The following is a 13103-nucleotide window of genomic DNA, read 5'->3' on the forward strand; positions in this document are numbered from 1 at the left end:
TCGTGCTGGGGCAAAAACGAAAGCGCCGCTCACGAGGAGCGGCGCGTGGGTCGGCAATTGTACGTGTTGCGGCTCAGCCGTTGAACCAGCCGAGCTTGATCACGAACAGCACCGAGAGCACCACCAGGGCCGGATTGAGATCGCGCCAGCGACCGGCGAGCAGCTTGATCGCGGTCCAGGCGATGAAGCCGAAGGCAATGCCGTTGGCGATCGAGTAGGTCAGCGGCATGGCCAGTGCGGCGACGGTCACCGGCGCGGCGACGGTCAGGTCGCTCCAGTCGATCTGTGCCAGCGAGCTGATCATCAGCACCGCGACGAACAGCAGCGCCGGGGCGGTGGCATAGGCCGGCACGGCGCCGGCCAGCGGTGCGAAGAACAGACTGAGCAGGAACAGCGCGGCGACCACGCAGGCGGTCAGGCCGGTGCGCCCGCCGGCGCTGATACCGGCGGCCGACTCGATGTAGCTGGTGGTGGTCGAGGTGCCCAGGGCGGCGCCGGCCATGGTCGCCGTGCTGTCGGCCAGCAGGGCGCGGCCCAGGCGCGGCATGCGGCCGTTTTCGTCGAGCATCTCGCCCTTCTGGGCGACGCCGATCAGGGTGCCGGAGGTGTCGAACAGGTCGACGAAGAGGAAGGCGAAGATCACGCTGAGCAGGCCGATGTCGAGGGCGCCGGCGATGTCCAGCTGGAGCAGGGTCGGCGTCAGCGAGGGCGGCATCGACACCACGGCGTCGAGCTTCGACAGGCCAAGGACGATGGATAGCCCGGTAACCACCAGGATGCCGATCATCACCGCGCCGGTGACCTGGCGCTGGGCGAGGGCGGCGATCAGCACGAAACCCAGACAGGCGAGCAGCGCGCCGCCGGAGGACAGGTCGCCGAGGCCGACCAGGGTGGCCGGGTTATCGACCACGATGCCGGCGTTCTTCAGCGCGATGATCGCCAGGAACAGGCCGATGCCTGCGGCGATGCCGGCGCGCAGTTCCAGCGGGATGCTGTGGATGATCGCCTCGCGGATCTTGAAGATCGACAGCAGGAAGAAAATCGCCCCGGAGAGGAACACCGCACCCAGCGCGGTCTGCCAGGTGTAGCCCATGGTCATTACCACGGTATAGGTGAAGAAGGCATTGAGCCCCATGCCCGGCGCCAGCGCGATGGGGTAGTTGGCGATCAGGCCCATGATCGCCGAACCGATGGCCGCGGCCAGGCAGGTGGCGACGAACACCGCGCCGTGGTCCATGCCGGTCTCGGCGAGGATGCTTGGGTTGACGAACAGGATGTAAGCCATGGTCAGGAAGGTGGTCAGGCCCGCCAGGGCCTCGCGACGGACCGTGGTGTGGTGCGCCTTGAGTTGAAAGAGTCGTTCCAGCATGGAGGCTCCTGTCGGCATCCGGTGTTGTGGGTATGCTGCGTCGTTGCTGCTGCGAAAAGTTGTCTACTTGGTCAGCAAAAACGGCGCGCATCATAGCAAAAGGCTGTCGCGATGAGCGCGCCGGGCTCGCCGGGGCGCCGAACGGACGCAGTCACGACGCGCGTGGGTTTCGCCGGATGCAGTCTAGGGCCTGTTCCCGTTTCATTCACGGCCGCGCCGGCGCCTGTTTTGCCGCGAGACAAGGCGCGAGTCGCAGGGCTTACCGGGGTAAGTCCAAGACGAGTAACGTCGTATTGCGGCAAAACAGGCACCGGCCCGTAGGGTTGTGCCAGAAATGGCCTGCGCTGTCGTTGCAGGACTTGCCAAGGGAGTGACCATTGGCGGCGTCCTGCGCCTAACCGCAGGCCATTTCTGGCGACAACGCGGCTCGCGAATGAAACGGGAACAGGCCCTAGTGCCTCGAAACAGCTGGTGCGTCCACGGCGTTGCCGGATGACTCGGGTGCGTCTCGTCTCGTGGAGCGGCCGTGGTCGTCGTGGCGAGGCTCGCTTGCGCTACAATCCCGCGCTTGATGTTCTGCCCGGGTCCGCTCATGCCTTCCTTTGTCCACCTCCGCCTGCATACCGAATACTCACTGGTCGATGGCCTGGTCCGGGTCAAACCGCTGATCAAGGCGGTCGCTGGCGCGGGCATGGCTGCCGTGGCGGTCACCGACCAGAGCAACATGTGCTCGCTGGTGAAGTTCTACAAGACCGCCATGGGCGCCGGCGTGAAGCCGATCTGCGGCGCCGACCTGTGGCTTGCCCGCGCCGAGGAGGACGGCCCGCTGAGCCGCATCTCGTTGCTGGTGATGGATGCCAACGGCTACCGCAACCTCACCGAGTTGATTTCCCGTGGCTGGATGGAAGGTCAGGACAACGGCATCGTGGTGGTGCGCCGGGAGTGGATCAAGGAAGCGGCCGACGGCTTGATCGCGCTGTCGGCGGCCAAGGAGGGCGAGATCGGTCGGGCCCTGTTGAGCGGAGACACGGCCCAGGCCGAGCGCCTTCTGGAGGAATGGCAGGCGGTCTTCCCGGACCGCTTCTACCTGGAGGTGCAGCGCACCGAGCGGGTCGGCGACGAGGAACACCTGCACGCGGCAGTAGCACTTTCCGAGCGCAGCGGCGTACCCCTGGTGGCCAGCAACGACGTGCGCTTTCTCAAGCCCGAGGACTTCGAGGCCCACGAGACCCGCGTATGCATCGGCGAAGGCCGCCCGCTGGACGATCCGCGGCGCCTGCGCAATTACTCCGACCAGCAATACCTGAAGACTCCCGAAGAAATGTGGGAGCTGTTCTCCGACCTGCCCGAGGCGCTGGAGAACACCGTCGAGATCGCCAAGCGCTGCAACATCGAGGTCGGCCTGGGCAAGTACTTCCTGCCCAACTTCCCCACGCCCAACGGCATGAGCATCGACGACTACCTGCGGCACGCCTCCTACGAGGGGCTGGAGGATCGCCTGCGTATCTCGCTGCCGCCGGACACGCCCGACTACGCGGCGAAGAAGCAGGTCTACGTCGACCGCCTGGAATTCGAGCTGGGCACCATCATCCAGATGGGCTTCCCCGGCTACTTCCTGATCGTGATGGACTTCATCCAGTGGGCCAAGAGCAACGGCGTGCCGGTGGGTCCGGGGCGTGGCTCGGGCGCCGGCTCGCTGGTGGCCTACTCGCTGAAGATCACCGACCTCGACCCGCTGAACTACGACCTGCTGTTCGAACGCTTCCTCAACCCCGAGCGTATTTCCATGCCCGACTTCGACGTCGACTTCTGCATGGATGGCCGCGACCGGGTGATCGACTACGTGGCCGAGAAGTACGGACGCAACGCGGTCAGCCAGATCATCACCTTCGGCTCGATGGCGGCCAAGGCGGTGGTGCGCGACGTGGCGCGTGCCCAGGGCAAGTCCTATGGCCTGGCCGATCGTCTGTCGAAGATGATCCCCTTCGAGGTCGGCATGACCCTGGAGAAGGCCTACGAGATGGAGGAGCCTTTGCGCGACTTCCTGGCGAGCGACGAGGATGCCAAGGAAATCTGGGACATGTCGCTCAAGCTCGAAGGCATCATCCGCGGCACCGGCAAGCACGCCGGCGGTGTGGTGATCGCGCCGACCAAGCTCACCGACTTCTCGCCGATCGCCTGCGACGAGGAGGGCGGCGGCCTGGTCACCCAGTTCGACAAGGACGACGTCGAGCAGGCCGGCCTGGTGAAGTTCGACTTCCTCGGCCTGCGCACCCTGACCATCATCAAGTGGGCGATGGAGACCATCCATCGCATCCAGAAGCGCAACGGCGAGAGCGACCTGGTCGACATCGATCACATCCCGCTGGACGACAAGCCGACCTACCAGCTACTGCAGAAGGCCGAGACCACGGCCGTGTTCCAGCTCGAATCGCGCGGCATGAAGGAGCTGATCAAAAAGCTCAAGCCGGACTGCCTGGAAGACCTCATCGCACTGGTGGCGCTGTTCCGTCCCGGCCCGCTGCAATCGGGCATGGTGGACGACTTCATCAACCGTAAGCACGGCCGCGCCGAGGTGTCCTACCCGCACCCCGACTACCAGTACGAAGGCCTGAAGCCGGTGCTGTCGCCGACCTACGGGATCATCCTCTACCAGGAACAGGTGATGCAGATCGCCCAGGTGATGGGGGGTTATACCCTCGGCCAGGCGGATATGCTGCGCCGCGCCATGGGTAAGAAAAAGCCCGAGGAAATGGCCAAGCAGCGTGGCGGCTTCATCGAAGGCTGTGCGAACAACAAGATCGACGCGGAGCTGGCGGGCAACATCTTCGACCTGGTGGAAAAATTCGCCGGCTACGGCTTCAACAAGTCGCACTCGGCGGCCTACGGCTTCGTTTCCTACCAGACCGCCTGGCTCAAGGCGCACTATCCCGCACCCTTCATGGCGGCGGTGCTCACCGCCGATATGCAGAACACCGACAAGGTGGTGACGCTGATCGAAGAGTGCCGGCACATGAAGCTGCGCATCGTCGCGCCGGATGTGAACAACTCCGAGTTCCGCTTCACCGTCGATGACGATGGGCGCATCGTCTACGGCCTGGGCGCGATCAAGGGCGTCGGTGAGGGCCCGGTGGAAGCCATCGTCGAATGCCGCGCCGAAGGCGGGCCGTTCGAGGACCTGTTCGACTTCTGCAACCGCGTCGACCTCAAGCGCGTCAACAAGCGCACCCTCGAGGCACTGATTCGCTCCGGCGCGCTGGATCGCCTGGGGCCGCATTTCTCCGACGAGCTGCGGGCCTACCAGGCCGGCATCGACCAGAACCGTGCGGTGCTGCTGGCGGCGATGGAAGAAGCCGTGCAAGCCGCCGAGCAGACCGCGCGCAGCGAGCAGAGCGGCCACATGGACCTGTTTGGCGGGCTCTTCGCCGAGCCCGAGGCGGACGTCTACGCCAACCATCGCAAGGCCCGCGAGCTGACCATCAAGGAACGCCTGCGCGGTGAGAAGGAAACCCTGGGGTTGTATCTCACGGGGCATCCGATCGACGAATACGAAGGCGAGGTGCGCCGCTTCGCGCGCCAGCGCATCGTCGAACTCAAACCCGCGCGAGGCGACCAGACCATCGCCGGTCTGATCGTCGCGCTGCGGGTGATGAAGAACAAGAAGGGCGACAAGATGGGCTTCATCACCCTCGATGACCGCTCCGGACGCATCGAGGCCTCGCTGTTCGCCGAAGCCTTCAACCAGGCCAACGCATTGCTGCAGACGGACGCGCTGGTGGTGGTCGAGGGCGAGGTCAGCCACGACGACTTCTCCGGTGGCCTGCGCCTGCGCGCCAAGCGGGTGATGAGCCTGGAGGAAGCGCGCACCGGCCTTGCCGAGAGTCTGCGCCTGCAGGTGCCGGCCAGTGCCCTGGGTGGCGATCGCCTGCGTTGGCTGGCCGATCTGTGCCGCCAGCACCGGGGTGCCTGTCCGCTGACCCTCGACTACCGCAGCGACTCGGCGCGCGCCACGCTGCAGTTCGGAGAGGAGTGGCGCATCGACCCCGCCGATAATCTGATCCAGGCGCTGCGTGACCAGTTCGGTCGCGACAACGTCTTCCTAAACTACCGCTGATCCGCGAGCCCCAGGCCGTGGATCGCACGCACAGGTCTCGACCCCAGGCGCAGCTTTCCGTAAGGTAATGCGCCAGCATGACAAACGTTTTGCCGTTCCGGCGGCAGAACGTGCAGGAGACGAGCCGTTCGCCCGCCGAACCAAGACGGATGCCTATGAACCCGAACTTTCTGGATTTCGAACAGCCGATCGCCGAACTGCAGGCGAAGATCGAAGAACTGCGCCTGGTTGGCAACGACAACGCGCTGAACATCGGCGACGAGATCGCCCGCCTGCAGGAGAAGAGCCAGTCGCTCACCGCGAGCATCTTCGGCAATCTCTCCAGCTGGCAGATTGCCCAGTTGGCACGGCACCCCAAGCGTCCCTACAGCCTCGATTACTTCGCGCAGATCTTCGAGGAATTCGAGGAGCTGCACGGCGATCGTCACTTCTCCGATGACGCCGCCATCGTCGCGGGTACCGCGCGCCTCGACGGCCAGCCGGTGATGGTCATCGGCCACCAGAAAGGCCGCGATGTGCGCGAGAAGGTGCGTCGCAACTTCGGCATGCCGCGTCCCGAAGGCTATCGCAAGGCTTGCCGCCTCATGGAAATGGCCGAGCGCTTCAAGATGCCGATCCTCACCTTCATCGATACCCCCGGCGCCTATCCGGGCATCGACGCCGAGGAGCGTGGGCAGAGCGAGGCGATCGCCTGGAACCTGCGCGTGATGGCACGCCTGAAGACCCCGATCATCGCCACCGTGGTGGGCGAGGGTGGGTCCGGCGGCGCGCTGGCGATCGGCGTGTGCGACCAGTTGAACATGCTGCAGTACTCCACCTACTCGGTGATCTCGCCGGAAGGCTGCGCGTCGATCCTATGGAAGACCGCCGAGAAGGCGCCGGACGCCGCCGAAGCCATGGGGATCACCGCCGAGCGCCTGAAGGGCCTGGGCATCGTCGACCAGGTGGTCGAGGAGCCGCTGGGCGGCGCCCATCGTGATCCGCAGCAGATGTCCGCCAACCTGCGCCAGGCGCTGCTCGAGCAGTTGGACATGCTCAAGGGCATGGACAGCGCTGCCCTGCTCGAGCGCCGCTACGAGCGCCTGATGAGCTACGGCGTCGCCTGACGCCGACGGCGGGAGGCCGTTCGCGCCTCCCGTTACGCTTCCCGTGTCCCTCGACGCCCTGCTGCTCGATCGCCTCGCCCCCTGGGCGTCGGCGCCGCGCTGCTGGGTGGGACTCTCCGGTGGGCTGGATTCCACGCTGCTGCTGAGCCTGCTGGCGCAGCATCCGCAGCGTGAGCGGCTACCGCCTCTGCAAGCCCTTCACGTACACCACGGCCTACAGGCCGACGCCGACGCCTGGGCGCTGCACTGCCAGCGACTCTGTGCGGCCTGGGGCGTGCCGCTGAGTGTGGTGCGCGTGCGGGTCGCCGCGGGCGCCAGTCTGGAGCAGGAGGCGCGGCGCGCCCGTTACGCCGCGTTCGAAGCCGCGCTGGGCGAGGGCGAACTGCTGCTGCTCGGTCAGCATCGCGACGATCAGGCGGAAACCCTACTGCTGCGCCTGCTGCGCGGTGCCGGTGTGCGTGGCCTGTCCGGTATGCCGGCGTCCCGTTCCCTGGGGCGCGGGCAACTGCTGCGGCCCTTGCTGGATATCCCTCGGGCGCAGTTGCGCGGAGAGGCCGAGCGGCGGCGTCTGGACTGGCTGGAAGACCCGAGCAATGCCGACCTCGCACTGGATCGCAATCGCCTGCGACATCAGGTGCTGCCGCTGCTGCGCGAGCGCTGGCCGCAGGTCGATGCGCGCCTGGCCGCCGCCGCCACGCAATGCGCCGAGGACGCCGGCCTGCTCGCCGAGCTGGCGGAGCAGGACCTGGAGCGGGCACTGACACCTTCGCCATTCGCCTGGCTGAACATCGATTCGCTGGCGCTGGCTCCCTTGCTGTGCCTGTCCGGCGCGCGTCAGCGCAATGCCTTGCGTCATTGGCTGGCGCCGCGTACGGCGTTGCCCGATCGACGTCACTGGGCCGGCTGGGAGGCGCTACGCGATGCCGCAGGCGACGCCGCGCCCCGCTGGCGTCTGGTCGCGGGCGAGTTGCGTCGCGCGGAGGGGCGCTTGTGGTGGTTGCCCCAGGGTTGGGATGCAACGCCGCCCGTGACGACGGTCTGGGACGATCCGCGGCACGCATTGCCGCTGCCGGGCAATGGCGAGCTCAGTTGGCGCGGCGAAGCGCCGCCCGGGCCGCTGCGGGTCGACTATCGGCGCGGTGGCGAATCGCTGCAGCTGCCCGGGCGCGGGCGGCGCGATCTCAAGCGGCTGCTCAACGAGGCGGGCATCCCGCTGTTCCTGCGCGAGCGGCTGCCGCTGCTCTATGCCGGCGAACGACTGGTCGCGGTCGCCAACCTGGCGGCAGACGCCGGGCCACGCTGGCGCTTCGCGACGAACAGCGAGGTTTGAGCTGGAAAGGGCTTTCCAGTAGACTACGCTCCCGTCTTGATACCGCTCGCCCGGCGCCTCGTGCACCTGGTGTGCTTCGCCATTGCTCCGCGCAATCGCTCCTTTCGCTTCCCCGCGGCGCCAGCCGCCTCAACGCTGAATCTAGGGTTTATATGACGCGCTACATTTTCGTCACGGGTGGTGTTGTTTCTTCTTTGGGGAAAGGCATCGCCTCGGCCTCGCTGGCGGCCATCCTGGAGGCGCGGGGCCTTAAGGTCACGATGCTGAAGCTGGATCCGTACATCAACGTGGATCCGGGCACCATGAGCCCCTTCCAGCACGGCGAGGTCTTCGTCACCCAGGACGGCGCCGAGACCGACCTGGACCTGGGTCACTACGAGCGGTTCATCCGCACCACCATGACCCAGAACAACAACTTCACCACCGGCCGCGTCTACGCCGACGTGCTGCGCAAGGAGCGCCGGGGTGACTACCTGGGTGCGACCATCCAGGTGATCCCGCACATCACCGACGAGATCAAGCGTCGCATCGTCAAGGGCGCCAGCGATGCCGACGTGGCCCTGGTCGAGATCGGCGGCACCGTGGGCGACATCGAGTCCCAGCCGTTCCTCGAGGCGATCCGCCAGTTGCGCGTGGAAGTGGGCGCCAAGCGCGCACTGTTGATGCACCTGACGCTGGTGCCGTACATCGCCACCGCCGGCGAGACCAAGACCAAACCGACCCAGCACTCGGTGAAGGAGCTGCGCTCCATCGGCCTGCAGCCGGACGTGCTGATCTGCCGCTCCGACCATCCGGTGGACGTGTCCTCGCGGCGCAAGATCGCCCTGTTCACCAATGTGGAAGAGCGTGCGGTGATCAGCCTGGAAGACGTCGACACCATCTACAAGATTCCGTCCGTGCTGCACGCTCAGGGCCTGGACGACATCGTCGTCGAGCGCTTCGGCCTGGAATGCGGTCCGGCCAACCTCGCCGAGTGGGATCGCGTGGTCGAGGCCAAGCTCAACCCCGAGCACGAAGTCACCATCGCCATGGTCGGCAAGTACATGGAATTGCTGGACGCCTACAAGTCGCTGATCGAAGCGATGGGCCACGCCGGCATCCACACCCGGACCAAGGTCAACCTGCGCTACATCGACTCCGAGGACATCGAGAACCAGGGCGTTGGCCTGCTCGATGGCGTCGACGCCGTGCTGGTGCCCGGCGGCTTCGGTCTGCGTGGTGTGGAAGGCAAGATCGCCGCGGTACGGCATGCCCGTGAGAACAAGATTCCCTACCTGGGCATCTGCCTGGGCATGCAGGTTGCGGTCATCGAGTTCGCCCGCGGCGTGTTGGGCTGGGATGATGCCAACTCCACCGAATTCGACAAGTCCAGCACCCACCCGGTGGTCGGCCTGATCACCGAATGGGCCGATGCCGACGGCAGCACCGAAGTACGCAGCGAGGCCTCCGATCTGGGCGGCACCATGCGCCTGGGTGCCCAGGATTGTCAGCTCGAGGCTGGTTCGAACGTCTTCGGCTGCTACGGCAAGGACGTGATCAGCGAGCGCCATCGTCATCGCTACGAGGTCAACAACAAGTTGCTGCCGCAACTGATCGAGGCGGGTCTGAAGATCAGCGGTCGCTCCGCCGATGGCGCGCTGGTGGAAGTGGTGGAGGCGCCGGACCATCCGTGGTTCGTGGCCTGCCAGTTCCACCCGGAGTTCACCTCCACCCCGCGTGACGGCCATCCGCTGTTCACCGGCTTCGTCAAGGCGGCGCTGGCGAACAAGGGGAGCCGCGCATGAGCAAGGTCGTGCGCGTCGGCGCTATCGAGATCGCCAACGACAAGCTGATGGTGCTGTTCGGCGGGATGAACGTGCTGGAGTCGCGCGACCTGGCGCTGCAGATCTGCGAAGCCTACGTCAAGGTCACCGAGAAGCTCGGCATCCCCTACGTGTTCAAGGCCAGCTTCGACAAGGCCAACCGCTCTTCGATCAATTCCTTCCGTGGTCCGGGAATGGAAGAGGGTCTGAAGATCTTCGAAGAGGTGAAGAAGACCTTCGGCGTGCCGGTGATCACCGACGTTCACGAACCCTACCAGGCTGCCCCGGTGGCCGAGGTCTGCGACATCATCCAACTGCCGGCCTTCCTTTCGCGGCAGACCGACCTGGTCGTGGCGATGGCCAAGACCAACGCGGTCATCAACATCAAGAAGGCGCAGTTCCTCGCTCCGCAGGAGATGAAACACATCCTCTCCAAGTGCGAGGAGGCGGGTAACGAGCAGCTGATCCTCTGCGAGCGCGGCTCTTCGTTCGGCTATAACAACCTGGTCGTCGACATGCTTGGCTTCGGCATCATGAAGCAGTTCGAATACCCGGTGTTCTTCGACGTCACCCACGCCCTGCAGATGCCGGGCGGGCGCTCCGATTCCGCCGGCGGGCGCCGTGCCCAGGTCACCGACCTGGCCAAGGCCGGGCTCAGCCAGGGCTTGGCGGGCCTGTTCCTGGAAGCGCATCCGGACCCCGAGCACGCCAAGTGCGACGGCCCCTGTGCATTGCGCCTGGACAAGCTGGAGCCGTTCCTTGCCCAACTCAAGCAGTTGGACGATTTGGTGAAGTCCTTCGCGCCGATCGAGACCGCCTGAGGCGCTCGAAGCGAATCCTGCCGGGCTGCCGTTGTCCACTCTGACGGCCCTGGCCAACCCTTAGTGCGTCACACTGATACGGAGCAACGACAACAATGGCAAAGATCGTCGACATCAAGGGTCGCGAAGTGCTCGATTCCCGCGGCAATCCCACGGTGGAAGCCGATGTGATCCTCGATAACGGCATCGTCGGCAGCGCCTGTGCGCCGTCCGGCGCCTCCACCGGCTCGCGCGAAGCGCTGGAGCTGCGTGACGGCGACAAGAGCCGCTACCTTGGCAAGGGCGTGCTCAAGGCCGTGGGCAACGTCAACGGCCCGATCCGCGACCTGCTGCTGGGCAAGGACCCGGCGGACCAGAAGGCCCTCGACCGCGCGATGATCGATGCCGACGGCACCGAGAACAAATCGAAGTTCGGCGCCAACGCCATTCTCGCGGTGTCCCTGGCCGCTGCCAAAGCCGCCGCCCAGGACGCTGACCTGCCGCTGTACGCACACATCGCTGCGCTCAACGGCACCCCCGGCCAGTACTCCATGCCGGTGCCGATGATGAACATCATCAACGGCGGCGAGCACGCCGACAACAACGTAGACATCCAGGAATTCATGATCCAGCCGGTCGGTGCCAAGAGCTTCGCCGATGCGCTGCGCATGGGCGCCGAGATCTTCCATCACCTCAAGGCCGTGCTGAAAAGCCGCGGGCTGAACACCGCGGTGGGTGACGAGGGCGGCTTCGCTCCCAACCTGTCCTCCAACGAAGATGCCCTCGGTGCCATCGCCGAAGCGGTGGAAAAGGCCGGCTACAGCCTGGGCGACGACGTCACCCTGGCGCTGGACTGCGCTTCCAGCGAGTTCTACAAGGACGGCAAGTACGACCTGGCCGGTGAAGGCAAGGTGTTCGACGCCGCCGGCTTCGCCGACTACCTGGCCGACCTGACCCAGCGCTACCCGATCATCTCCGTGGAAGACGGAATGGACGAGTCCGACTGGGCTGGCTGGAAGGGCCTGACCGAGAAGATCGGCGCCAAGGTGCAACTGGTCGGCGACGACCTCTTCGTCACCAACACCAAGATCCTCAAGGAAGGCATCGACAAAGGCATCGGCAACTCGATCCTGATCAAGTTCAACCAGATCGGCTCGCTGACCGAGACCCTGGAAGCCATCCAGATGGCCAAGGCCGCCGGCTACACCGCCGTCATCTCGCACCGTTCCGGCGAGACCGAGGACAGCACTATCGCCGACCTGGCCGTGGGTACCGCTGCTGGGCAGATCAAGACCGGTTCGCTGTGCCGTTCCGATCGCGTGTCCAAGTACAACCAGCTGCTGCGCATCGAAGAGCAACTGGGCGCGCGCGCCAAGTACAACGGTCGCGCCGAGTTCCGCGGCTGAGTCTGACGTGTTACAAGGAGGGCGGCCCTGGCCGCCCTTTTTTCTTTTTCATCGAGCCGCGCCCGCCTATGCGTAGTCACTACTGGTTGTTCCTGATCCTCGCCTTGCTGCTCGGCGGTTTGCAGTACCGCCTGTGGGTGGGTGAGGGCAGCTTTGCTCAGGTCCGCGAGCTGGGTGATCAGATCGCCGAACAGAAGCGCGAGAACGAACGCCTGCTCGAGCGCAACCGCGTGCTCGAGGCTGAGGTGATGGAGCTCAAGAAGGGGATGGAAACCGTCGAAGAGCGCGCCCGTCACGAGCTGGGCATGGTTCGCCAAGGCGAGACGCTGTTCCAGATCAGTCAATGAGCCGAACTCCTTTCTGGGCGGTGATTCCCGCCGCCGGCGTCGGCAGCCGGATGCGTGCCGACCGCCCCAAACAGTACCTGTTGCTGGACCAGCGCTGCATCCTCGAACACACCCTCGACTGCTTCCTCGAGCATCCCGCGCTGCGGGGCCTGTACCTGTGCCTGGCGCCCACCGACCCTTGGTGGCCGGAGCTCGCCATGGCTCAAGATCCTCGCATCCGGCGTGTCGACGGCGGCGGCGAGCGTGCCGATTCGGTGCTGGCCGGGCTCGAGGCGCTGCTGCGTGATGGCGCCCAGGCCGGTGACTGGGTGCTGGTACACGACGCCGCGCGGCCCAACCTCGCCCGGGAAGATCTCGACCGACTGCTCGATACTCTCGCCGACGATCCCATCGGCGGCCTGCTCGCAGTGCCCGCGCGGGATACGCTCAAGCGCATCGGGGCGGATGGGCGGGTCGCCGCGACCGTCGATCGCAGCGTCATCTGGCAGGCCTATACGCCGCAGATGTTTCGCTTGGGAATGCTGCGTGATGCGCTGGCCGCTGTGCTGGCCACCGGAGCGGCGATCACCGACGAAGCCTCGGCGCTGGAATGGACCGGCCACGCTCCCCGCCTGGTGGAAGGACGGGCGGACAACCTCAAGGTCACCCGCCCGGACGATCTGGAAGCCTTGCGTCAGTTACGGCAGGCGCAATGTCGGCAACGGGGCATTCACCCGGATCACCCTCTCCCCAGCCCTCTCCCGTCAAGGGAGAGGGAGTAGTCCGGCGAGGGACCTGAAGCCCTGCACGAATAGCCCCTCTCCCCTCGCGGGAGAGCAACCGTGTTCCC

General features: G+C 65.8%; 9 protein-coding genes. 8 read left to right on the forward strand and 1 reads right to left on the reverse strand.

The window, feature by feature from the left end:
* Positions 1 to 73: 73 nt before the first annotated feature.
* Complete coding sequence (locus tag ACYRGX_RS08385; RefSeq protein ID WP_473056112.1) at positions 74 to 1369, reverse strand: NCS2 family permease; 1296 nt, start codon at positions 1367 to 1369, stop codon at positions 74 to 76.
* Between the two features lie 592 nt (positions 1370 to 1961).
* Here ACYRGX_RS08385 and dnaE point away from each other — a divergent pair.
* The 8 genes from dnaE (at position 1962) to ispD (ending at position 13035) form a co-directional block, all read left to right on the forward strand.
* Positions 1962 to 5483 carry a DNA polymerase III subunit alpha gene (gene dnaE / locus ACYRGX_RS08390; protein WP_473056113.1) on the forward strand — a complete coding sequence of 1174 codons (3522 nt, stop codon included), beginning with the start codon at positions 1962 to 1964 and terminating at the stop codon, positions 5481 to 5483.
* Positions 5484 to 5638: 155 nt separating this feature from the next.
* Positions 5639 to 6589 carry an acetyl-CoA carboxylase carboxyltransferase subunit alpha gene (locus ACYRGX_RS08395; protein WP_473056114.1) on the forward strand — a complete coding sequence of 317 codons (951 nt, stop codon included), beginning with the start codon at positions 5639 to 5641 and terminating at the stop codon, positions 6587 to 6589.
* Between the two features lie 43 nt (positions 6590 to 6632).
* Positions 6633 to 7919: a tRNA lysidine(34) synthetase TilS gene (gene tilS, locus ACYRGX_RS08400; protein WP_473056115.1), complete on the forward strand. Its 1287-nt coding sequence runs from the start codon at positions 6633 to 6635 to the stop codon at positions 7917 to 7919.
* Positions 7920 to 8071: 152 nt separating this feature from the next.
* Positions 8072 to 9703 (forward strand): CTP synthase, encoded by a 1632-nt coding sequence (locus ACYRGX_RS08405; protein ID WP_473056116.1) that lies wholly within the window; start codon positions 8072 to 8074, stop codon positions 9701 to 9703.
* On the forward strand, positions 9700 to 10542 hold the full coding sequence (gene kdsA / locus ACYRGX_RS08410) for a 3-deoxy-8-phosphooctulonate synthase (protein ID WP_473056117.1): 843 nt from the start codon (positions 9700 to 9702) through the stop codon (positions 10540 to 10542). The genes ACYRGX_RS08405 and kdsA overlap by 4 nt, the downstream gene beginning before the upstream one ends.
* 95 nt (positions 10543 to 10637) lie before the next feature.
* Entirely contained in the window at positions 10638 to 11927 is a 1290-nt protein-coding gene (eno, locus tag ACYRGX_RS08415) for a phosphopyruvate hydratase (RefSeq protein ID WP_473056118.1), read from the forward strand.
* A gap of 68 nt (positions 11928 to 11995) precedes the next feature.
* Entirely contained in the window at positions 11996 to 12274 is a 279-nt protein-coding gene (gene ftsB, locus ACYRGX_RS08420; protein WP_473056119.1) for a cell division protein FtsB, read from the forward strand.
* Positions 12271 to 13035, forward strand: coding sequence for a 2-C-methyl-D-erythritol 4-phosphate cytidylyltransferase (gene ispD / locus ACYRGX_RS08425; RefSeq protein WP_473056120.1), 765 nt, complete (start codon positions 12271 to 12273; stop codon positions 13033 to 13035). Before ftsB ends, ispD begins: the two co-directional genes overlap by 4 nt.
* Positions 13036 to 13103 lie beyond the last annotated feature (68 nt).

This window comes from Pseudomonas sp. R4-15 (assembly GCF_055768815.1).

What these genes read in the sequence shown, in the direction of transcription:
- ACYRGX_RS08385 (WP_473056112.1), bottom strand. Translation starts at nt 1,369, where the DNA reads ATGCTGGAACGACTCTTTCAACTCAAGGCGCACCACACCACGGTCCGT.
- dnaE (WP_473056113.1), top strand. Translation starts at nt 1,962, where the DNA reads ATGCCTTCCTTTGTCCACCTCCGCCTGCATACCGAATACTCACTGGTC.
- ACYRGX_RS08395 (WP_473056114.1), top strand. Translation starts at nt 5,639, where the DNA reads ATGAACCCGAACTTTCTGGATTTCGAACAGCCGATCGCCGAACTGCAG.
- ACYRGX_RS08405 (WP_473056116.1), top strand. Translation starts at nt 8,072, where the DNA reads ATGACGCGCTACATTTTCGTCACGGGTGGTGTTGTTTCTTCTTTGGGG.
- kdsA (WP_473056117.1), top strand. Translation starts at nt 9,700, where the DNA reads ATGAGCAAGGTCGTGCGCGTCGGCGCTATCGAGATCGCCAACGACAAG.
- eno (WP_473056118.1), top strand. Translation starts at nt 10,638, where the DNA reads ATGGCAAAGATCGTCGACATCAAGGGTCGCGAAGTGCTCGATTCCCGC.
- ftsB (WP_473056119.1), top strand. Translation starts at nt 11,996, where the DNA reads ATGCGTAGTCACTACTGGTTGTTCCTGATCCTCGCCTTGCTGCTCGGC.
- ispD (WP_473056120.1), top strand. Translation starts at nt 12,271, where the DNA reads ATGAGCCGAACTCCTTTCTGGGCGGTGATTCCCGCCGCCGGCGTCGGC.